This is a genomic window from Serratia sp. L9 (assembly GCF_050632285.1).
Classification (GTDB): domain Bacteria; phylum Pseudomonadota; class Gammaproteobacteria; order Enterobacterales; family Enterobacteriaceae; genus Chania.
In genome coordinates this window covers 4,338,426-4,360,605 of the sequence record NZ_CP192591.1, presented here as the reverse complement: position 1 = coordinate 4,360,605, position 22,180 = coordinate 4,338,426, and the positions used below count along the sequence as shown (strand labels likewise).

Genomic DNA, 22,180 nt, shown 5'->3' with positions numbered 1-22,180 from the left:
CATGTTCACTTAGCATCGAAACGATAACCCTGGCCACGTACAGTGGTGATCACTTCCTGTGGATATTCGGCCTGCAGCTTTTTACGCAGGCGGCCCATTAACACGTCGATAGTATGGCTTTCACGCAGTTCCGCATCCGGGTAAAGCTGCAGCATCAGCGAGTCTTTGCTCACCACTTTGCCAGCGTTACGGATCAGCGTTTCGATAATAGTATATTCAAATGCCGTCAGCTTGATCTGTTGTTCGTTCACGCTCAGTTCGCGGCGGGAAAGGTCAATCTGGAACGGAGGCAGGACGATCACCTGCGAAGCCAGGCCGCTGTTGCGGCGCATCAAGGCCTGCATCCGGGCGATCACCTCTTCCAGATGGAAGGGTTTGGTCACGTAGTCATCGGCACCGGCTTCCAGCACCGCCACCTTATCCTGCCAGCTTTCGCGGGCGGTCAGTACCAGAATGGGTAACTTCATCTGGTGGGAGCGCCAGCGGCGGATCAAACTCAGGCCGTCCTCGCCAGGCAGGCCTAAATCGACAATGGCAATATCCGGTGCATGTTCCTGCAGGAAATAGTCGGCTTCCTTGGCGTCTTCTGCGGCATCGACCTGATGCCCCATTTCGCGCATTTGCACACTGAGGTGGTGGCGCAGCAGGCCATTATCTTCAACAACTAATACTCGCATGGAGCAAACTCCTGTCTAGGGGCGGGCGATAGTTTAACCACCCACGCTTATAAGGTTACACGCTTTTCAGTGTGCAGGAAGATAACGCGTGGATACCGGCCATTGCTTGAGCGTTAAAATTGACGCTATGGTAGTTAGAGACCGGTTTTGTCGCAAGGAACAGTCGGAAAATCAGCGTTATCACATCATTGAACGGGTTGATTATCAACAATAGGTAATAAACGCAGGATAAACAGCGCAGAGGCAAAGGTAAACCAAACTTAAACGATGGGAGATGGGATGTGTGTGCCGGAACTCTGACCGCCTATCCCGCGGGTGGCTTGATATACGGGCCCAGCCGATTGGGCCCGGTGATAATATTATTGCGCAACGAGTTTACTGACGCTGTTCTCCCGTATTGCTTTAACCTGACTCGCCGTGACCGGAGCGGCACTATTGCCCCAACTGGTGCGCACAAAGGTGGCTATCTGCGCCACCTGTTCATCGCTCAGACGCCAGCCAAAGTCTGGCATGGTCAAGCCGGTAGGGGCGTTGATGGTCATCGGTGTACGTGAACCGTTGAGGATAATACTGATCACTGAAGAAGAGTCCGCGGCCAGCAGCGCCGGGTTATGGGCCAACTGGGGGAAGGTGTTGCGATACCCTTGACCATCGCTGCGGTGGCAGGCTGCACAGTTGTCCAGATAGCCTTGTCCGCCCGGGGTGCTGTCGTTGGTGTTATAGAGTGCCATCGGCGTTGGGGGGCTGACGGCTTGCCGTGCCTCTTTATCACCGGCAGGCAATGATTTGAGGTAAACCGCTATCGCCTGCAAATCCTCATGGTTAAGATATTGAGTGCTGTCTTGGACTACATCTCCCATAGAACCAAAGGCGGCGAATTTATCACTATGGCCGGTTTTCAGGAAGCGGACCAAATCTTCGCTACTCCAACTGCCCAACCCGCTGAGGGTATTCCCTTGCAGATTAGGAGCATGCCAGCCTTCCAGCGTGCCGCCGCTCAGGTAGACGTTATCCGTCTGGTTCAGCGCCTTCTCCTGGAAACCGATGCCGCGTGGAGTATGGCAACTGCCGCAGTGTCCCAGCCCTTGCACCAGATAGGCCCCGCGGTTCCACTGTGCGCTGTTGCTGGTATCTGTCTGATAAACGCCACCGTCGATGAACAGGCCATCCCACATTGCCAGCGGCCAGCGCATGTTCAGCGGCCAAGGGATATCACTGGCCCGATCCTGATGGGCCACCGGGGTTACTCTGTGGGTGAAATAGAGATACAGATCGCGGATATCGTCATCTTTAATCTTGGCAAAAGAGGGATAAGGCATGGCTGGATACAGGCGCGTACCGTCGCGCGTGATCCCTTTACGTAAGGCATCGGCAAACGCTTTCTGGCTATATTCGCCGATACCGGTTTTCTTGTCCGGGGTTATATTGGTGGAATAAATCGCGCCAACCGGCGTACTCATCTTTAGCCCGCCAGCAAACGCCGCGCCGCCCGGTGCAGTGTGGCAGGCGGCGCAGTCACCGGCGCGTGCCAGGTATTCGCCATGGGCGATTTGCTCGGTTAATGCGCTATTTTCAGCGGCTGACACGCTGGCGTTCAAAACCAGCAAGGCCAGCAGCGAGGGGTTAATCCTTTCATGGTGTTCTCCTTGCGCTATCAGGCCTGAACCAACGGGCCGGGATTTTTCAGGTACTGATTGCGGATCGCTGCCGCTGAATAATAGGCCAGCGCTCCTACGATCCCGGTGGGGTTATAAGCCAGATTCTGCGGAAAGGCGCAGGCACCGGTGACAAACACGTTTGGCACGTCCCAGCACTGGAGGTACTTGTTGACCACGCTGGTTTTGGGGCTGTCGCCGCTGATAGCCCCCCGGTGGTGTGGGTCGACTGATAAGGGCGAACGTCATAATGCGAGCCGCTACCCATGACAGAAATCGTTATCTGTTTGGGGTTCATCGCCTTGGCGATATCCGCCATTTTGCTGGTTATGTGCTGCGTCATTTTGATTTCGTTAGCCTTCCAATCGAAGGTCATGCGCAACAGCGGCAAACCATAGGCATCCTGATAAGTAGGGTCGAGATCAAGGTAGCAGTCGCGGTAGGGCATAACCGAGCCTTCCGAACCGATGCTCATTGAGTGCTGATAATTGTCTTTGATCCCTTGCTTCCAACCGCTGCCCCAGGTGGGGGTGCCTGGGGGTAATGTCATCTGCTGGATCGGGCGGCCACCGGTACGGGTGGCGGAGATGTAAGCGCCGCCGATAAAGCCTAACCCGCTGTGATCGAAGTTTTCCGAGTTCAGATCGTCGATCACCGTACCTGCGGCTCCAGCCCCGATAAATGGGTTGAAGTGAGTCTCCTGGTCATAAAACAGCGAGATGCCGCTGTTCATCTGGTAGGCGTAGTTTTTACCCACCACGCCTTCGCCGGTAACCGGATCATAAGGTTTGCCGATGCCGGAGAGCAGTAACAGCCGCACGTTATGCAGTTGGAAGGCACTGAGGATCACCAGATCCGCCGGTTGCTCAACCTGTTGCCCCTGAGCATTGACGTAAGTGACGCCGGTGGCCTTTTTGCCACTGCTGTCCATATTGACCTTGATCACCTGCGAGCGGGTGCGCAACGTAAAGTTTTTGCGCTTTAACAGCACCGGCAGGATGGTGGTCTGTGGCGAAGCCTTGGAATACATAAAGCAGCCAAAACGTTCGCAGTAGCCGCAGAAGTTGCAAGGGCCCATTTGTACACCGTAGGGATTGGTGTATGGCTCGGAGCAGTTGGCCGCCGGGATGCTGAAAGGGTGGTAGCCAAGCGATTCGGCCGCTTTAGCAAACAGCGAACCCGAATAGAGTTGCTTGAGCGGTGGCGTGGGGTATTCGCTGGAGCGTGGGCCTTCAAACGGATTACCGCCTTTGACAATATTGCCTAACAGATTGCCCGCTTTGCCTGCGGTGCCACAGACCTTCTCGAACTTGTCGAAGTAAGGCTCCAGTTCGGCGTAATCGACCGGATAATCCTGCAGCAGCATGCCTTCCGGCACCCAGTTATTGCCGTATTTTTCCGTCACCGTGGTGTGCATTTTCAAATCGGCAGGCAGAGCGCGCCACAGCATACCATTCCAGTGTACCCCGGCACCGCCGACACCGTTACCGGGCAGGAATGAGCCCAGTTGGCGGTAAGGTACCGCGAAATCGGCGGTAGTATGGCGCACGGTGACGGTTTCATGCGCCATTTCCTGCATCAGCTTCAGGCGGATGCCGTAGGTGAGTTCGTCTGCAATACGTGGGTAGGCAAAATCAGGATAGGTATCGCGTTGCTCACCGCGCTCCAGTGCCAGCACCTCCAGACCGGCCTCGGTCAGTTCCATGCCCATAATGGCACCGGTCCAGCCAAATCCGACGATCACCACGTCTACCGATGGTTTTTTGATGGTGTTCATTTATCATTCCTTTTGCTGGAGATACTGACCGGGCCTAGCGGGTAGCTCAGATTGGGGTGATTGACCCAATCGGTATAATCTGCGCGCGCCCCGGGGAAGCCGATCAGTTTCCAGGAAGCCATCGACTGATTACCGCCGTGCAGCGGATCGGCCAGATAACCCTCTTTGGTGTTTTGCAGCAGTTGGGCAAAAAACGCTTTACCTGGTAGGGCTTCGGACTCCAATTCCCCTTTTTCCAACGCCGTCAGGATTTGTTCCTGTTGAGCATGTTCCAGATCGGCAAAGGATTTCTGATACTGCTGCTGGCAGTGGGCGTTGAGGCCACTGATGCCGATACGGTAAGTATCGCGTGGTGTCAGTTTGGACTGATACCCCAGCTCAGGTGGCGAAGGAATAAACGGCGGGTGCATGTACCACAGGCCACCGTGGCCATAAGGCGTATCCATCTGTTTATCGATAAACACCGGCACGGCTTCTTCGATTGCTCCAGGGCCATTGCTATCGCTGGGGATCAGGCGATCGCAGGCTGCCAACAGAAAGCGCCATTCGTCGTTATTGAAATACGTTGGAATATAGTGAGGTGATACGCCTGCCGCCGAGGCCTGTGGAGCCGTCAGTGTCAGTACGCCAGTCCCACCGGCTGCAGCCAGTGGGATTAACGCCAGGGTTTTCTTTAAAAAGCTACGCCGTGGCGGCGTGGGGGAGTGCTGTTGCGACATAATTCCACCTTGAATATGTTTCACAGAAAGGCCCGCGCGACATCAACGTTCGCGCATCCATACCCCGGGCAATAAAGGACTGAAAAAACCGATAAAGCGCGATAAACAATGATTAGCAAGCTACTGGTATGGTGATGTAAGTTTAAAACTCACGCAGTAAAACAAACAATGCAGCATCTGTTTCAAAACATTTTTTTACATTGGTTTTGATTTAGATCAGTTTCATAACAAGCAACGGCCAATGCCCACTCTGAGTCATGCAGAATTAAACAGAATGGATCTGCTTTTTTACGCCTGGCAGCGTATTCTCTGAGGTACCCGATTCTTGTATTTACCTGACGGAAGAGTTTTATGGTGATCAATCAATATGGACAGCCGGTGGGCGAACCATTAGCGCAATGGCAGGCTCTGGCGCGGCCAAAAGACGTGGTTTTGAACGGCAGGTTTTGCCGCCTGGCACCATTAAACGCCGAAAGAGATTTCGCGGCGTTGTTTGCTGCTTTCCAGCAAGCCCCAGATGGCCGCGACTGGACTTATTTAATGCGCGAAAGACCAGAAAGCGCCGAGGAGCTGCGCAGCCATCTGGCAAATTTACAGGCCAATCCTGCTTTGGTAAACCTGACGGTGTTCGATGCAGCGAGCCAGGCGCCGGTGGGAACGGTGGCCTTTATGCGTATTGAAGAGAGCAGCGGCGTATTGGAAATTGGCCATGTCTGTTGGTCACCGTTGATGAAACAGCGCTCCTGTGCCACCGAAGCGATTTACCTGATGTTGCGCCACACCTTCGACGAGTTGGGCTACCGCCGTTGTGAATGGAAATGCGATAGCCTGAATACACCTTCCAGGCAGGCCGCACAACGTTTCGGCTTCAATTATGAAGGGCGATTTCTCAAGGCGCTGGTGACCAAAGGGCGTAACCGGGATACCGATTGGTTCGCCATGACCGATGACGGCTGGCCCGAGATGCGCCAGGGATTCGAACAATGGTTGGATGACGGGAACTTTGACGCAGATGGCCAGCAGAAGCAGCGGTTGCAGGCGTTTATGCCGTAACCGAACCGTTATTGGGGAAACGGGCAGAGAGGAGCCTCTCTGCCAAAGTATTAGCTTACTGGTTTGCGAGAACCCCTTTTTTCTTGTTTTGTTTTGCCTCAAAACGCGAGATCCACCACCAGGCCAGTGCGGAGAACACGGCGGTCATACAGACATTGATAAAGAAGGCCCGGACTAAATCAACCCCTGGCGGGAACGCAGATGCCGTCATACTTACCACGAAGATAGTAATAAGCACCAAAACTACCCCCATCCCAAACCTGCGCGATCCCATGCGGAAATCTCGCGGCGTGTCGTCGTGTTTCCAACGAAAGACAAAGTAGGCCACCATAATAAAGATCGGCGGCAACATCGCCGTACCTGCGGTCAGATTGATCGCGGTATTCATCATCTGCTGCACCGATTCGGAACCGAAACCGTTGATAACCAGCATCACGAACACAAAGGCAAACTGCCACCATGCGGCGCGCACCGGAACCCCGTGCGGGTTCAGCTCGGTGGTTTTCGGGCCATAGACCCCTTTAGGGATCTCCGAGAAGTGGATTTTTACCGGCGCGGAGGTCCACATCATCATCGAGCCAAAAATAGCGATAAACAACACGATCCCCACCAGACGGCCGACCAGCGTTTCCGAGATACCGAAATAGTTGGCCATCCCGGTGAAGATTTCTACCATACCACCGGCATAGGTGAGATTTTCGCGTGCGACAAACACGTTCACCAGCAGCGAACCGACAGCATACATCCCACCAATAACCGCACCTGCGAGGATAATCACTTTGATAAAGGATTTCTGCCCGCCTTTGACGTCATTGAGGTAAGCCGCAGCCGTTTCCGCACCGCCGGCTGCCTGGAAGATCCAGCACATAATCCCCAGCGTTGCCCAGTTCACGGTCGGCGTCATCGCCTGCAACGTAATGGGTTGAGCGGGCGAGTGGTCGCCCCCAGCGCCAGCAAAGCCCCCAGTACGTAGAGGGCAAATAGCGCGAATACGCCGTAAGCGACGATCTCGGAAATCTTGCCCAGCCAACTGGCCCCCTTGGTGGAAATATGGGTGGTGGCGGCAAACAGCACGATCGAGATAATCGAGACCATAACCGGAGAGAAGCTGTATTCATGGCCCATGATGGCGTAAGAGGCGTAGGCAATGACGTTCGGCAGCAGCGAAACAAACCAGAACAGGTTTACAAACCAATACAGGAAGGATCCCATATAGGCCGCTTTGCTGCCGAGAGGCTGTTTTAACCAGTCGTACATTCCCGATTCCGAGTTTTTATTGGCGGATACAAACTCTGCGATAATAAAGACAAAAGGAATGAAATAAACAAGGGTGGCAAACAAGAACACCGGAGCGGAGCTTAAACCCAGCTCAATGTTGTTGTTTACGATATTGCGCACGTTGAAAACCGCCGCAAAGGTCATCGACAACAGGGCAAATTTACCGATCGTGCCGCGTAAAGATTCGGACATAGCATCCTCCGAGGTATGACATCAATGATGAGCCCAACGGCGTTGGGCGTCTAATCTGGAGTAGAGCGTAAAGCGGGTCTTTACCCCCGCAGATTCACTTGTTCAGCATGTAGCCATCCTCAACGGTGACTTTCAGCACCACTTTTCTTACCCGGCTGTCGCCATGGAAACGGTAGGCTTGGTGGTTTTCAAAAATCACCAGTTGCCCTGCGTGAAGCTCACAGGTCTGCCCTTGGCCTTGCAGGTATTCTCGGTCGGTTTCATCCTGGTAGGGCTGCGCCAGGGTCAGCGCAGATTTTTCCGCATACTCCAGCGTCTCTCCGCCTTCGAGGTAATAGTGAATGGCAAAGTAGCGGCGGTTGCCTTCAAAGTTTTCGCTACCGCGGGTCACACCGTCCTCAACCCTGTAGACCAGCGTGTCGCCTATGGAATGCATCACTCCCGGTCTGATATTGGCGATGTTTTCAATGGCCTCTACGCAGCGGTTCCACTTGCGGCCGCTGCGGTAAACCACTTTGAATTGTTCCAGATTTTCTAACACTTTCATCAGTTACGCCCCGTTAGCTGCGGTTGAGGTGAAGAAGCCATGTCCAAAGTCATGATTGGCCAGAGACTGAGCGTTAACGTCGCCGGATTGCAGCGGCATCAGTGTGAAGCCATAGCGGAATGGCGCCATGTAAACACGGTATGAGTCGAGTACCTCGCTGCCCCAGGAGTTGGAGCCAAGGCCCATGACCTGATGGTCAAGATTGAGGGTGATATGACCACTGTGTTTGAGCTCATTGGTGTGCTGTGCCGCATGCAGGTTCTGCCGGGTGTAATACCAGGCACTGAAGTTGATCTCCTGTTGCGGTTTAACCAGTAAGCCAGTGCCATGATGGTTGGTGAGCGCCACCCAGCGTATATGCTGGCGGTTGCCGTTGTTTTGTGGGAAAGGGTAGTTCTCGAACATGTCGGCAACCGTGGTCTGGTAGATATCGATCAGGTTGGCCTGCTGGCTGTCCTGGTAGTTCTCTTGCGGGCCACGGCCATAGTAGTTAACTTGCCCAAAGTCGTTATTGATACCGATATCCAGACCAATCGCCGGGATGACGTAGGGATATTCACCGTAACGCTCACCGCTGAGCTCCACATTGAGCTGGCCTGAAGCATCGATCTGATAGCGATATAGGCAACGCATACCGAAATCAAACACCGGGGGCGCAATAATGCTGGTAACGCTGATTTCCACCTTGCCGTTAACCTGTTCCACTGCGATGGTGCGAAAGTGTTCTTGCAGGATTTGCAGATGCGCGGGTTCCCACAGGCCTTGATATTCCTGTTTATGGTTATCGATCATCGGCTTGAAGAAGTTCATCTCCGGTGCAGTTGCGATGATCTGTTCACCGTTGGCTACCCAGGATGTCAGCTTGCCGTTTACTTTGGAGAAGGTCAGGGCAAAGTTTTGCCCGGTGATGTGGTATTCCAGGCGGCTCTCTGTCAGTTGCAGTGGCTGCATGTGGGGGATGATGAACGCCGCGGGTTGAGCGGTATTGGCTTTTAGCTGGAACTGATAGACCGCTATTTCATGGTTTGCCGGGCTGTAAAGCGTGGCGGAGTTTTTGCGCACGGTGAAGTTCACAAAAGCTTCGCGCTGATCCAGTTCGGGCAGTTCAAGCCGTATCTGGCGCACCGAGTTGGCGGGCAAATTTTTCAACTGCAACGGTATTGTGGCCAGGGTTTCGCCTTCGGCGCGGATTTCTGCGGTAATACCATAGTCGTCGAGGCTGGTGAACCACAGTTTATTCTCAACCAGAAAGGCGCCGAGACGCGTATCAAGCACGCGGATTTTTACCGGTGCGATGACCTGTTTGTACTCTTTCAGGCCAGGGCCGGGCGTTTGATCCGGATAGATCAGCCCATCCAAACAGAAGTTGTTGTTGTTGGGGTAATCGCCGAAGTCACCGCCATATTTATAAAACGGTTGTCCCTGCTCATCCGTGGCCAGAATACCGTGGTCACACCATTCCCAGACGTAGTGGCCCTGAATGTGGTCGTGCTGGTAAAACACGTTCTGATATTCCTGCAGGCCGCCGGGGCCGTTACCCATAGCGTGGGCGTATTCACAGATAATGCGCGGCTTAGAGTGCGGATATTCACCGAAACTGTTCATTAACGGTGCGCGGGTGTACATGGTGGAAATGACATCGACCACTTCGGCATCACGATCTTCTTCGTAATGGATCAGGCGAGTGTTATCAATGGCTCTGGTGGCGTGAACCATCGCCTGGATGTTGCACCCGTAGCCGGACTCATTCCCCAGCGACCACATGACTATCGACGGGTGGTTCTTTTGCGCGTGAACGTGGCGCACCATGCGATCGACAAATACCGGCTCCCAGGCGGGGTCATCGGTGATACGGCTAAGATCGCCAACGTTGGCAAAACCGTGAGTTTCCACGTCGGTTTCGGCCATCACAAACAGGCCATAAATATCACACAGCTCATAAAAGCGCGGATCGTTAGGGTAGTGTGCGGTGCGAACCGAGTTGATATTATGCTGCTTCATCAGGATCAGATCTTTTTCGACCCGATCCATCCCCACCGCGCGACCTCGCAGATGATCGTTATCATGGCGATTGACGCCGTGCAGCATCACGTAGTGATTATTAATGTAAAACAGCCCATCACGCACTTTGATATCACGGAAGCCAACACGTTGTGGGATCACTTCCAGCACGTTGCCGCTCTGGTCTTTAAGGCTGATAAACAGTTGGTAGAGATAGGGCGTTTCCGCTGTCCACTGGTTGGGGTTGTCCACCTTGATAGCAAAGTGGGTTTTGGTGGTTTCATCGAGCATTAATGCCGTAAGAGCCTGCCGGGCTATCAGGGTGCCGTTGGCGTACAGGGCATATTCCAGCTCATAATCATCCACCCGCGTACCAGACAGGTTTTCCATCTCCACGGCGCAGGAAAGCGTTGCGCTTTGATAGTCATCGGCAAAATCGGTGCGCAGGGTAAAATCCCGTACATGCACCGGCTGTTTAGCGATTAAGTAGACGTCACGGAAAATCCCTGCGGTCCACCACATATCCTGATCTTCAATGTAGGTGGCGTCAGCCCATTGCATAACGCGCACCGAAAGCAGGTTTTCCCCGGATTGCACATAACCGGAGATATCAAACTCGGCGCTTAGGCGGCTGCCTTTGCTGAAACCGACATAATGGCCGTTCACATAGACTTCGAAATAGGTTTCAACCCCGTCGAATTTGATTATGGCCTGTTTCTTACTCCAGGATTTATCCAGCGTAAAACGGCGTTGATAAGCGCCGGTGGGGTTATCCGTCGGCACATAAGGCACGTCAATCGGGAACGGGAAACCCTCATCGGTGTATTGCAAGGCACCGTGGCCTGCCATTTGCCACATCCCCGGCACGGTAATCTGGCCCCAATGGCTCATTGGTTGTGAGTAAAAATCCTCAGGCACCAATAATGGGTTAGGGTAGTAGTGAAAATTCCACTGGCCGCTCAGTGAGATAAAGTGGCTGCTGAGTGCGCGCTGGAATGTTTGGGCGCGCTGGATCGAATCGTAGGAGAAGAAGTAGGCACGTGGCGCCATACGATTCTCATGCAGGTGCTGAAAATTTTCCCAATTGTTCACGACATATCTCCTGGTCTGAATGCTGAAGGAAGCAGTTAGCCAGTATTTTAGTAAAACATTTACTAAAATATATTCGAATTTGTGTTTTGCTTTGCCGAGATCACACTTTTGTATGGATCGGTTAATGGTTATGTGATCGCGTTAAAAAAGCATAATGAAAGGAACCATGCGGTTTTCAGGAAAGTAAAAATGAGAGCAGAACGGGATAATCAAGAGTAAAAGCCACCTATTTATTAGTAATATTTTACTGATAAATAGGCGATATTGGAATGAATGGAGTCAGTTGAGGGGGTTATTTGGTGGTTCCGCGCAGTTTCAGCTTGCTTGGCACATAGACCTGCAGCGGCAGCGCACGCCCATCGCGCAGCTTCTCTACCAACAGATTGACACCTTGAATGCCCATCATTTCTGCATGAATACGTACGGTTGATAGCGGGGGAAAGTAAAACGTGCGGTCGGGATATCGTTCACGCTGATCATTGCGATATCTTCTGGAATGCGTAGCCCCAACTCGTGGATAGTGCGCAAAACGCCAATGGCGATGGAATCCGAGGCGACAAACAGCGCTGAGGGATGGTCCGGCTTTGCCAGCATCTTTTTCGCCAGTTCGTAGCCAGAGGCGCTGGAGAAGTCGCCACGGTAAATATCCTGCGCAGAAACCACGCCTTTTAACTGGCCATACTCGACAAATGCCACTTCGCGGATATCTGCTCTGTCCGGCTCATCGGCACCGCCGATAAAGCCGATGCGATCGGCACCGTGTTCAATGAAGAAATCGATGATTTCTTTGCTGATCCTGGTCAAATCAATATCGACGGAGTCATAGTCTGACCCGGGCTGATTAAAATCAATAAAGCAGATGTTGTCGGTAAGTGCCGCCGCTTTACGCAGGGTTTCCGGCGTGGGCTTGCTCACAATCAGCACGCCGGTTGCCTTTTTAAGCTCCGGCAGCGGGGTGTTCTTATAACAGTTAGTGAGTTCAATGCCCAACTTTTCACACTGTGTCTCGATACCGTGACGGATGGAAAGATAATAAGGATCGTTGATTTCCATCTCTTGTCTGTAGCTGTACAAGGCCAGAATGTGGTGATGCAATACTGCATTCATCTGCAGTTTTTTGGCGCTGCTGGTTTTATATTCAAGCTTCTCGGCGATTTCCAGAATGCGGTGCTTGGTTTCTTCTTTCACATTCAACGTTGGATCGTCATTAAGTACCCGGGAAACCGTCGCCAGTGAAACACCTGCTTCGGCCGCGATGTCTTTCAGCGTTGCCATACTTATCCTTATCTCACTGCCTGAACGTCAAACTTGGTTGTCTGGCATTGTAAGTGATTTCAGCTGATTTTAGTAAAGTTGCAGAAAGTTAATCGAGTTCTGTTACTGCGCGGGGCGTGGGGCTGTGGGGAGCCCTCTCCGAAAGGAGGAGAGGGCATCACATATTACTTCAACTCATCAACCATGGTGGTCGCGCGGCCAATATAGTTGGCTGGCGTCATGGCCTTCAGGCGGGTTTTTTCTGCTTCCGGCAGTTCCAGGCTATCGATAAAGGCCTGCATACCGGCAGCATCTACACGCTTGCCACGGGTCAGTTCTTTCAGCTTCTCGTACGGCTTTTCGATACCGTAGCGGCGCATCACGGTCTGGATCGGCTCTGCCAAGACTTCCCAGTTATGATCCAGCTCATCCAGCAGGTGCGCACGGTTCACTTCCAGTTTGCTGATGCCTTTCATGGTGGCCTGATAGGCGATTAGCGCATAGCCCAGACCCACACCCAGGTTACGCAGCACGGTGGAGTCTGTCAGGTCACGCTGCCAGCGGGAGAGCGGCAGTTTACTTGCCAGATGGCCCATTACCGCATTGGCCAGACCCAGGTTACCTTCGGAGTTCTCGAAGTCGATTGGGTTGACTTTGTGCGGCATGGTGGAAGAACCAATCTCACCGGCGATGGTTTTTTGCTTGAAGTGATTCAGGGCGATGTAACCCCAGATATCACGATCGAAGTCGATCAAAATGGTGTTGAAGCGCGCGACACAGTCGAACAACTCGGCAATGTAGTCGTGCGGTTCAATCTGGGTGGTGTACGGATTCCAGGTTACCCCCAGTGAAGTGACAAACTCTTCACTGAAACGGTGCCAGTCAACTTCTGGGTAGGCCACAATGTGGGCGTTGTAGTTACCCACTGCGCCGTTGATTTTGCCGAGGATCTCAACGCGTTCCAGTTGGCGGTATTGGCGCTCCATACGGTAGGCCACGTTTGCCAGTTCTTTGCCCACGGTGGAGGGGGTCGCTGGCTGGCCATGGGTACGTGACAACAGGGGAATATCGCGGTACTCCAGCGCCAGACCCTTGATGGCATCAATGATTTTGCGCCAGTGTGGCAACACCACATCCTGGCGGACGGTTTGCAGCATCAGTGCGTGTGACAGGTTGTTGATGTCTTCAGAAGTACAGGCGAAGTGGATAAATTCTGACACGGCATGCAGGGCAGGCACCGCCTCCACTTTCTCTTTCAGGAAGTATTCAACCGCTTTCACATCGTGGTTGGTGGTGCGCTCAATCGTTTTGATGCGCTGGGCGTCTTCTTCACTAAACTCTGCAACGATCTTGTCGAGGTAAGCGTTTGCGTCGGCGTCAAAAGCAGGAACTTCTTTGATCTCTGCACAAGCGGCCAGTTTTTGCAGCCAACGTACTTCAACCTGCACGCGGAATTTCAGCAGACCGTATTCGCTGAAAATGGTGCGCAGTGCGCTGACTTTATCACCGTAGCGTCCGTCAACGGGTGAAACGGCGGTCAGTGAGGATAATTCCATCGGTAGCAACTCCTGGGAAGATTAACAATGAGCAACGATATTTTGCGCCTGCTTGAGCAGACGATTACGGGAAAACATTAATTGCAGACGGCTGCCGCCAACCTGCTGCCACAGCACGGCGGCACGAATGCCAGCGAGCAGGGTGGCACGAACCTTGGCCTGCACCTGCGGATTCTGCAGGATAGCCGGTGAGCCGGTCACCTGGATACGGGGCCCCAACGGTGCAACAACGTCGACGTAAATACCGGCCAGGGCGCTGATGATGGTTTCCGATTCCAGTTCAAAGTGAGCCAATTGGCGCTCCAACTGGCTCAGCCGTTCACCCAGCGTATTCATTGCCGTTTTATTGGCATTGAGTTTACGTTCCAGCACCATCAGGCTGATGGTATAGCGGGTCAGCTCGGCGGATGGCCCTTTGTTATTGGCATTGAGCACGCCGATCAGCGTCTCCAGGCCCATTTTCAGATTACGCTCTTCGCCGCCAAATACGGCCAGGGTGGAAGGGGGATCCATCTGCAACAGGCTGTTGAGCGAGGTCAGGAAAGCTTCACGATCCATTTGCCCTTCGTGCGCCAACTGCTGTACCAGACGTGCAGCCTGGCTGATTCCGGCCATGGCCAGCGTGATGTCGTAATAATTCTTCGCCACGGTTACTCCTGTAAACGCTGTTCAATAATGCCGCCGCCCAGGCAGATGTCGCCCAGATAAAACACGGCGGACTGGCCTGGGGTGACGGCTGCTACCGGCGCGTCGAAGCGGACTTCGATGCGATCGGCATCCAGCGGTGTTACGGTGCAGGGAATATCCTGCTGGCGATAGCGGGTTTTTACCGTACAGCGCAGTGGCTGCGTTAATGGCTGGCGATCGACCCAGTGTAATTGCTGGGCGATCAAGCCCATGGACATCAGGCGGGGGTGATCGTGGCCCTGGGCGACAACCAGAATATTGTTGGCGACGTCTTTATCCACCACGTACCACGGATCTTCACTGCTGTCTTTCATACCCCCAATGCCCAACCCTTTGCGTTGGCCGAGGGTGTGATACATCAGGCCCTGATGTTCGCCGATGGTTTGGCCATCCACGGTGACGATAGCCCCCGGCTGAGCTGGCAGATAACGACCCAGGAAGTCGCGGAATTTACGCTCGCCGATAAAACAGATGCCTGTTGAATCTTTTTTCTTGGCGGTTACCAGTTCCAACTGTTCCGCAATGCGGCGTACTTCTGGTTTTTCCAACTCACCAACCGGGAACAGGCTCTGTGCAACCTGCTCGTGGCTTAAGGTATACAAGAAATAGCTCTGGTCTTTGTTACCGTCGACACCGCGTAGCAGGCGGCTTTTACCGTCCACATCCTGGCGGCGGACATAGTGACCGGTTGCGATATAATCGGCCCCCAGATCTTCCGCGGCAAACTCCAGAAAGGCTTTGAATTTAATTTCTTTATTACACAGGATATCCGGGTTTGGGGTCCGGCCTGCCTTGTACTCTTCAAGGAACAGTTCAAACACGTTATCCCAGTATTCCGCCGCAAAGTTTACCGTATGCAGCTCAATACCCAGCTTGTCGCAGACGGCCTGCGCATCGGCCAAATCGGTCGCGGCGGAGCAATATTCCTCGTCGTCGTCTTCTTCCCAGTTTTTCATGAACAACCCAGCGACCTGATAGCCCTGTTGTTGTAACAGATAGGCAGTAACGGAAGAGTCGACACCGCCGGACATTCCGACGATCACTTTTTTCTGGCTGTTGTCTGACATGGGGATCTCACGAACGGTGCAATAAAAAAACAAGCGCAGGATTTTACCACGTTGGCCGCCTGCGCGCACGGCCCTTATTCTGTGTTAAAACGGCCAGTTGAAGCTGGCGACCAGTGAGAGCGGATAACGCTCCTGCTGTTGATAGCAACGGATGCTCTCGGCAACCAGCGGCGAGCGCAGATTACTGGCAGCAGATATCTCTTTGGCGGTCAGCCACAGGCAGCGGTCAATATCGCGGTCTTGGGGATCGGTGGGGAGCTGGTTCTCCAGCTCAATCACAAAGCTGAAGCGCAGAAACGCGGTATGGTCTGGCGCGATCCACTGATGCATACGCAAGAACGACTGCGGTGTGGCACGAATGCCGGTTTCTTCCCAAAGTTCCCGTTCGGCGGCCTGGATCAGGGTTTCATCTGCTTCGAGATGGCCTGCGGGTTGATTCCATAACGCTTTATTATTGATGGTTTCTTCAACAATCAAAAACTTACCGGCGGCATGAACGATGCAAGCGACGGTGACGTGCGGTTTGAACATGGTGACTCCTTTGGTGGTCACAGCGAATCAACGGTCTGCCATTCTCCTGGCTGCAAACTGCCCAAGGAAAGGTTTCCCATACTGTAACGAATCAGGCGCAGGGTAGGGAAGCCGATATGCGCCGTCATGCGACGTACCTGGCGGTTGCGCCCTTCGTACAGGGTGATTTTCAGCCAACTGGTGGCAATGGATTTGCGTTCACGAATAGGGGGATTACGTTGCCATAACCAATCAGGTTCAGTGACTAACTCCACGCCTGCGGGCAAGGTTGGCCCATCTTTTAGTGTGACGCCATGACGCAGACTCGCCAGATCACTTTCCTGCGGCTCACCTTCCACCTGCACGAAATAGGTTTTGCCGGTGCCTTTACCCGGTTGAGTGAGTTGTGCCTGCAACTTGCCGTCATTGGTTAACACCAGTAAACCTTCGCTGTCACGATCGAGGCGACCAGCGGCATAGACATCGGTAAAAGGGATGAATGTTTTCAGCGTGGTGCGGCCAGCTTCATCGGTAAATTGCGGTAATACATCGAAGGGTTTGTTGAATATGACCACCCGTCGCGGCCCCCGCTGCACGGGACGCGTGGCGGGCTTGGCTTTGCTGAATCGTTTAACTTGGTGATTTTTAACAGAGAATTTATTCATGGCAGTTGAGATTACGAATGATAAGCGCATTATAGCCGAATCCGTTTCGGATTGGCGCGGACTGAATATTCAAGTAGTATTGACACGCATCTTACAAAGCATTAACAAAAATTGCGCTTGAAGAAGAAGGAGAGGTTGATGGAAAGCAAAGTAGTTGTTCCGGCAGAAGGTAAAAAGATTACGGTTGATGCCCAGGGTAAACTGGTTGTTCCGCATAACCCTATCATTCCGTTCATCGAAGGTGACGGTATTGGCGTCGATGTTACCCCTGCCATGATTCACGTGGTTGATGCTGCAGTTAAAAAAGCCTACCACGGCGAACGTAAAATCTCCTGGATGGAAATCTATACCGGTGAAAAATCCACCCACGTTTATGGGAAAGATGTGTGGCTGCCGGATGAAACACTGAGTCTTATTCGTGACTACCGCGTTGCTATCAAAGGCCCACTGACCACCCCGGTCGGTGGCGGTATCCGTTCCCTGAACGTTGCTCTGCGTCAACAGCTCGATCTGTATGTGTGCCTGCGCCCGGTGCGTTACTACCAAGGCACCCCAAGCCCGGTTAAACAGCCTGAACTGACTGATATGGTGATCTTCCGTGAAAACGCCGAAGACATCTACGCGGGTATCGAGTGGAAAGCCGGTTCTGCAGAAGCAGACAAAGTGATCAAGTTCCTGCGTGATGAAATGGGTGTGAAGAAAATCCGTTTCCCAGAGCAGTGTGGTATTGGCGTTAAGCCATGTTCCGAAGAGGGCACTAAACGCCTGGTTCGTGCTGCGCTTGAATATGCGATCGACAACGATCGTGATTCAGTCACGCTGGTTCACAAAGGCAACATCATGAAGTTCACCGAAGGTGCCTTCAAAGATTGGGGCTACGAACTGGCGCGTGAAGAGTTTGGCGGAGAATTGATCGACGGCGGCCCATGGCTGAAAGTCAAGAACCCGAAAACGGGCAAAGAGATCGTGGTGAAAGACGTGATCGCCGATGCGTTCCTGCAGCAAATCCTGCTGCGCCCGGCGGAATACGACGTTATTGCCTGTATGAACCTGAACGGTGACTACATTTCTGACGCCCTGGCTGCGCAAGTTGGCGGTATCGGTATTGCCCCAGGCGCGAACATTGGTTCCGACTGTGCTCTGTTTGAAGCGACCCACGGCACCGCACCTAAGTATGCTGGCCAGGATAAAGTGAACCCAGGTTCCATCATCCTGTCTGCAGAAATGATGCTGCGTCATATGGGCTGGTTCGAAGCGGCTGACCTGATCGTTAAGGGAATGGAGGGTGCTATCGCTGCCAAGACCGTGACTTACGATTTCGAACGCCTGATGGAAGGCGCTAAGTTGCTGAAATGTTCAGAGTTTGGCGACGCTATCGTTAAACACATGTAATGGTGTTTTAGCGGTGAATGATAACGGGAGCCTGATGGCTCCCGTCTGTTTTTTAACCTCCAAAAATTCTCCTGCAAAACTCCTGCAAAACTCTTCTGCAAAACGGTATGAATAGTGAGCTGTTTTCATCCTCCAACCACCTTCCATTCCTTTCCGCGATCATCATTGTAACGGTCAGTTTGACGTTGGGATTTATGCCCCAACAAATCCTTGGTATTCACTTTTTGCTCCCTGTACAGACGTTCCGCCAGCGAGCGGATTTCGTGAAAACTGGGTGGAGTGCCCTTATCCCCAGTCAAGCCAGACAGATCCCGTATTTTTTGAAGCTGCTACTTATCGTATTGGCCGTGACCATTCCACCGCGGCGAGCCATCGCCGTATTGTGCGTGTAGTGAACCAAGTGAGGGCTGACGATATTATTGCGGCATTGGGTTACCACCTGCCCCAGCGTCATGCCAATTACGACGCAGTGGAAAGATAGCGGGATTGCCACCTTCGCGCCGGTTTTTATTTGCTCAACGTGCAAGCGATCATCCCAGACGTCCGAAAACTGCATCTTGCTGATGTCACCTTCTCGCTGGCCAGTTACAAGGGCCAGCAGCATCGCATTTTTCATGTACTCGAAAGGTGGGGCGATCACCGCCATCATTACGTTAAATTCTTCCAGGTTCATTCGCTCCCGTTCTATTCTGTTATACGGGTTCTTTGTGGCTTTCGCAGGGTTGTAGCCTGGCGGGACTTCGCCAGTGTGCTGAGCCTCCTTGAATACATCGATCAGTGTCGTGCGTACTACCTGGGCCATTCTGGAATAACCCCGGTTTTTGTAATCGTCCAGAATGTCGGCAATATCTCGTGTATCAACTTCCCGGATCGGTTTTGTTGCCAATGCTGCCCGCATTGCTTTAACTGGGGCAAATTTCTGTTTCACGGTATTTTTCGTGATTTCGTTTGCCTCTTTCCTCTCTTCTTGGATTTTCAGGTAACGATCGAGCCACGTCGAAACACTTATACTCCCGCCAACGGCGCGGCTCAACTTGTCACGAACGGCGAGTGTGTTACGCAGCAACTGCTCGGATAACCTGGTGTTGGCGTCTTTTGCTATTGCTGCTGCCTCTTCTTCGTTATCACCTAACCCATGAAATTTTTTAGTAAGAGGGTGCTTGTAACGCCAGTACACTTTTTTGTTCTGGCGTCCGTATAGCAGGAAAGACCAGGAACATCGGCGTTGTATTTACGTGGTCTTGCCATCAGATAAAATCCTCAATAGGCGGGGATCGTCGCTTTTTTCATCTCTGATTGGCAGATCAATCCGGTGAGTCTCGCCCCTTTTTCAACCCACCAAGCTCGGCCTGCTTTTTGAGGTGGTGGATAGATCATCTTGTTTTTTGCGTATAGCAATAGGGTGGAGTAGCTCGGGTGATTATCCCCGAACTCATCCTTTGCCCAGTCGGTAATGCGTTGTAGTCGTACCATTGGTTATGCCTCGTACGCACAACCGGCCACATGGTAGCAGTGGCCTAAGTTGTGAATTAATGTTCGAAAATCAGTTTGTAAACTCCGGACGCATGTCATCCAGTGCAATCTGGAAACGTTCCAGATCATCTGCACTGAGGCCACGCTCAGAACGGCGAACTAACGCCTCGATGGCGGCAAAGGCTTCCTGTGTGCTACAGGCGGTAAGCTGGTTATTTATGGTAGCGGCCGTGGTGATCTGCCGGTGGCGCTTGACTACTTTATTTTTCAGTTCGGTGTAATCCGTTATGCCCAGTTTCTGTTTCAGCTCCTCAACTTGCGCGCGGATCGCCGTGGTCTGTTCGTGTTCGGGGGCCTTCGCCTGCCCGATCGCTGCCCGGATAGGCGCATATGAAAAACCTCCGGCTATGCCGGAGGATATTTATTACGTCAGGCCAACAAATCAAAAGAAACTGTCCTGCCAAGTATCACACAATCACACACGGCTCTACATACCAACATTAATATTTTATAATTATATTAAATCGTAAAGATAAAAGGAGAATTGTATGATAGGCTTACTAGGGAAATGTTTTTATTCTAAATCCTCCGATTTTGAGTCCTTATATGAATGGGCCTCCTACCCTGCTAGATACAAAATACTAGAGGCTGGGGAGTACACCATTGATAAGACGCTAAACATTGTAGGGAGTGAGATACTTTTTGAAGGGTTAGTTACACTAAATGTTACAAAGCAAATTAATGCCATTAAAATAGGTGTTAATTCTTTAACTGAGGTATGTACGCTTAATGAAGCAATTCAGAGGGGAAGCACAAAGATAAAAGGAAGTTTTGTAAACATCCATAATGGTGACCTTTTAGCCATATGGAACCCACAGGATTATTCATACTCATCGTTTAGAGAATATTATAGGCAGGGTGAATTTGCAGTTGTAGGTAAGGTTTCTAGTGACATGATTTCACTTGATGGTGGGATAATTGATTCTTATCCTAATGGTAGTAAGGTGTATAAAATTGAAACAACCAATGACATTAGGATGAGTGGTAAAATTGAAATTAATTACCCTAAGGATAACTCGTCTGCTGGCTACTCTGCCAATTCAATAGGCTTGCTTCTTTCGCAACTACGGCGAGCTGTAATTACTGGACTATCTATTTCAGCAAGCAACGCTGCATACTGTGTTCTTGCGAAGAAATGCTTCTCGTTAACTGGAGAAAACGTCGAATTCAAACAGCAAACAGATGCACCATCAACCTCATTAGGGTTGGATTACGCTTTTGCTGTATCTAACTGTCAGCATATAAGGATAGATGGGCGATTTTCGGCAGAAAGACATGCTGTGACTCATGGTGGAAATGCTGAACCAGCAAGTATAGTTAATCGATTTTGCCATTTCAGTGGTGAGTTTTTAACTACAGGTAAAGGTAGCGTAGGGGCTGCTGATTGGCATGGGAATACCGAAATGTGCTCTTTCAGTGGTTATGCGCAAGGAAGTATTGCTGGTGGTTTTCGCAACAAATTCTCTGGTTTTCTAGATTCAATACCTAACGTTCCTGATTGGCCTTTGCTTTTGGGTTCTGAATGCAAGGGGATGGATTTTGATTATTCTAATGTTCGTATCACTTCAGCAGGGAATCCAAGGGTATCTAATCGCGGGGTGATTGACTTTGGTGGTAATACATTAGCTTTAGGTGTAGATACAGTTAATTCAGGAGTGCTAAATCTTTCAGGTTGTATGATTGATGCTCCGTTTGCAGAACAAGTAATAACAATTAGAAATAGAGGTAGTAAATCACCTTATTGGCTTGACCTTTCTAATACCATTGTTCAAGGAGCAGTAAAATCTCAAGCCGTAAGGGTAATACCTGTCGAAGGGAACAGTCCAGTTACTATAAATATGACAGGTTTTGATTTGTCTGCTGGAATGGAGATTAAAACAAAAGCGGATACTAATTTGATTGGGTTGAGTCTGAAAACTAAGGTGGCAGCTGTCTTGCCTAAAGGTCAGTCATCAATATCAGTACCTATATTATTTGACATTGCTTATCCTGATAAACCAAAAACATTATCCTTCGTACAAGTAGAACAAAGTGGTAGCTCTGATTTAACGCTTTTCCTGACATGCCCGGAGAGTTTGATGGATGGGAATAGACTCACGGTTAGGATACATACTGTAGGAACAGATTTGCCTGAAGATGATATTCTTTCAGTTTGGATGTTGGAAATGGGTTGGTAGTGTGAATGGAAGGTGAGTGAGCATCGAGCAATAGTCCAAATCTTTAATCTATTTCGTTACATCAAATTTCTGAACAAGCGGCGCGGAAGCAGCTTAACACCAAGTTATTTTGCCCGAAACTGTATCCGAAACCAGAAAATATACCTTAAACCTGGTTGATACCAGGTTTTTTTATATCTAGAGCCCGGCGTTCGCTGAGCGAGGCGAACAAAGGAGATGAAAGAAAGACCGGATACTTCAGTTTAGACTGGCACTGTTTTCAGGGAGGAGATCATGGCAGTATATTTAAAAATATCGCACTCCGATTTGACCTTACCCAAGCTATCTTGTTTATCAGATACTTAAAAT

14 protein-coding genes and 4 pseudogenes are annotated in these 22,180 nt (G+C 51.5%); 3 read left to right on the top strand and 15 right to left on the bottom strand.

Features of this window, described 5'->3' with window-relative positions:
* Positions 1-5: 5 nt before the first annotated feature.
* From phoP to ACQ86O_RS20750, 4 genes and pseudogenes are all read right to left on the bottom strand, one after another.
* On the bottom strand, positions 6-677 hold the full coding sequence (gene phoP, locus ACQ86O_RS20765; RefSeq protein ID WP_431222671.1) for a two-component system response regulator PhoP: 672 nt from the start codon (positions 675-677) through the stop codon (positions 6-8).
* 359 nt (positions 678-1,036) lie between these two features.
* Positions 1,037-2,263, bottom strand: coding sequence for a c-type cytochrome (locus ACQ86O_RS20760; RefSeq protein ID WP_431222670.1), 1,227 nt, complete (start codon positions 2,261-2,263; stop codon positions 1,037-1,039).
* A 68-nt stretch (positions 2,264-2,331) separates the two neighbouring features.
* Positions 2,332-4,109 (bottom strand): annotated as a pseudogene (locus ACQ86O_RS20755) (GMC family oxidoreductase).
* Complete coding sequence (locus ACQ86O_RS20750) at positions 4,106-4,828, bottom strand: gluconate 2-dehydrogenase subunit 3 family protein (RefSeq protein ID WP_431222669.1); 723 nt, start codon at positions 4,826-4,828, stop codon at positions 4,106-4,108. The pseudogene ACQ86O_RS20755 and the gene ACQ86O_RS20750 overlap by 4 nt, the downstream one beginning before the upstream one ends.
* A gap of 351 nt (positions 4,829-5,179) precedes the next feature.
* On the opposite strand from ACQ86O_RS20750, the gene ACQ86O_RS20745 reads away from it, so the two are divergent.
* Entirely contained in the window at positions 5,180-5,881 is a 702-nt protein-coding gene (locus ACQ86O_RS20745) for a GNAT family N-acetyltransferase (protein ID WP_431222668.1), read from the top strand.
* A gap of 55 nt (positions 5,882-5,936) precedes the next feature.
* Here the strand turns inward: ACQ86O_RS20745 and ACQ86O_RS20740 are convergent.
* From ACQ86O_RS20740 to rluE, 9 genes and pseudogenes are all read right to left on the bottom strand, one after another.
* Positions 5,937-7,351 (bottom strand): annotated as a pseudogene (locus tag ACQ86O_RS20740) (amino acid permease).
* A gap of 94 nt (positions 7,352-7,445) precedes the next feature.
* Entirely contained in the window at positions 7,446-7,898 is a 453-nt protein-coding gene (locus ACQ86O_RS20735; protein ID WP_431222667.1) for a beta-galactosidase subunit beta, read from the bottom strand.
* Between the two features lie 3 nt (positions 7,899-7,901).
* Positions 7,902-10,991, bottom strand: coding sequence for a beta-galactosidase subunit alpha (gene ebgA, locus ACQ86O_RS20730; protein ID WP_431222666.1), 3,090 nt, complete (start codon positions 10,989-10,991; stop codon positions 7,902-7,904).
* Positions 10,992-11,283: 292 nt separating this feature from the next.
* A pseudogene (ebgR, locus tag ACQ86O_RS20725) lies at positions 11,284-12,266 on the bottom strand (transcriptional regulator EbgR).
* Positions 12,267-12,430: 164 nt separating this feature from the next.
* Positions 12,431-13,801 carry an adenylosuccinate lyase gene (gene purB, locus ACQ86O_RS20720; RefSeq protein WP_431222665.1) on the bottom strand — a complete coding sequence of 457 codons (1,371 nt, stop codon included), beginning with the start codon at positions 13,799-13,801 and terminating at the stop codon, positions 12,431-12,433.
* Positions 13,802-13,822: 21 nt separating this feature from the next.
* Positions 13,823-14,449, bottom strand: coding sequence for a high frequency lysogenization protein HflD (gene hflD / locus ACQ86O_RS20715; protein WP_431222664.1), 627 nt, complete (start codon positions 14,447-14,449; stop codon positions 13,823-13,825).
* A 2-nt stretch (positions 14,450-14,451) separates the two neighbouring features.
* The gene (mnmA, locus tag ACQ86O_RS20710) at positions 14,452-15,555 is read right to left on the bottom strand and encodes a tRNA 2-thiouridine(34) synthase MnmA (protein WP_431222663.1); all 1,104 of its coding nucleotides are present in this window, start codon (positions 15,553-15,555) and stop codon (positions 14,452-14,454) included.
* Positions 15,556-15,639: 84 nt separating this feature from the next.
* Entirely contained in the window at positions 15,640-16,086 is a 447-nt protein-coding gene (locus ACQ86O_RS20705) for an NUDIX hydrolase (RefSeq protein WP_431222662.1), read from the bottom strand.
* A gap of 17 nt (positions 16,087-16,103) precedes the next feature.
* Positions 16,104-16,730 carry a 23S rRNA pseudouridine(2457) synthase RluE gene (gene rluE, locus ACQ86O_RS20700; protein WP_431225789.1) on the bottom strand — a complete coding sequence of 209 codons (627 nt, stop codon included), beginning with the start codon at positions 16,728-16,730 and terminating at the stop codon, positions 16,104-16,106.
* A gap of 138 nt (positions 16,731-16,868) precedes the next feature.
* On the opposite strand from rluE, the gene icd reads away from it, so the two are divergent.
* A complete protein-coding gene (gene icd, locus ACQ86O_RS20695; RefSeq protein WP_431222661.1) occupies positions 16,869-18,122 on the top strand; it encodes an NADP-dependent isocitrate dehydrogenase in 1,254 nt (417 codons plus the stop codon).
* 125 nt (positions 18,123-18,247) lie between these two features.
* Here the strand turns inward: icd and ACQ86O_RS20690 are convergent.
* Together ACQ86O_RS20690 and ACQ86O_RS20685 are read right to left on the bottom strand one after the other, a co-directional pair.
* Positions 18,248-19,373: pseudogene (locus tag ACQ86O_RS20690) on the bottom strand (phage integrase Arm DNA-binding domain-containing protein).
* A gap of 9 nt (positions 19,374-19,382) precedes the next feature.
* Positions 19,383-19,595 (bottom strand): excisionase, encoded by a 213-nt coding sequence (locus ACQ86O_RS20685; protein WP_431222660.1) that lies wholly within the window; start codon positions 19,593-19,595, stop codon positions 19,383-19,385.
* 548 nt (positions 19,596-20,143) lie between these two features.
* Between ACQ86O_RS20685 and ACQ86O_RS20680 the strand changes: the two genes are divergently transcribed.
* Positions 20,144-21,832, top strand: coding sequence for a hypothetical protein (locus ACQ86O_RS20680; RefSeq protein WP_431222659.1), 1,689 nt, complete (start codon positions 20,144-20,146; stop codon positions 21,830-21,832).
* Positions 21,833-22,180: the final 348 nt, after the last annotated feature.

Excerpts from the sequence above, each read along its gene's own strand:
- phoP (WP_431222671.1), bottom strand. The coding sequence starts at position 677 with ATGCGAGTATTAGTTGTTGAAGATAATGGCCTGCTGCGCCACCACCTC.
- ACQ86O_RS20750 (WP_431222669.1), bottom strand. The coding sequence starts at position 4,828 with ATGTCGCAACAGCACTCCCCCACGCCGCCACGGCGTAGCTTTTTAAAG.
- ACQ86O_RS20745 (WP_431222668.1), top strand. The coding sequence starts at position 5,180 with ATGGTGATCAATCAATATGGACAGCCGGTGGGCGAACCATTAGCGCAA.
- ACQ86O_RS20735 (WP_431222667.1), bottom strand. The coding sequence starts at position 7,898 with ATGAAAGTGTTAGAAAATCTGGAACAATTCAAAGTGGTTTACCGCAGC.
- purB (WP_431222665.1), bottom strand. The coding sequence starts at position 13,801 with ATGGAATTATCCTCACTGACCGCCGTTTCACCCGTTGACGGACGCTAC.
- mnmA (WP_431222663.1), bottom strand. The coding sequence starts at position 15,555 with ATGTCAGACAACAGCCAGAAAAAAGTGATCGTCGGAATGTCCGGCGGT.
- ACQ86O_RS20705 (WP_431222662.1), bottom strand. The coding sequence starts at position 16,086 with ATGTTCAAACCGCACGTCACCGTCGCTTGCATCGTTCATGCCGCCGGT.
- rluE (WP_431225789.1), bottom strand. The coding sequence starts at position 16,730 with ATGAATAAATTCTCTGTTAAAAATCACCAAGTTAAACGATTCAGCAAA.
- icd (WP_431222661.1), top strand. The coding sequence starts at position 16,869 with ATGGAAAGCAAAGTAGTTGTTCCGGCAGAAGGTAAAAAGATTACGGTT.
- ACQ86O_RS20685 (WP_431222660.1), bottom strand. The coding sequence starts at position 19,595 with ATGGTACGACTACAACGCATTACCGACTGGGCAAAGGATGAGTTCGGG.
- ACQ86O_RS20680 (WP_431222659.1), top strand. The coding sequence starts at position 20,144 with ATGATAGGCTTACTAGGGAAATGTTTTTATTCTAAATCCTCCGATTTT.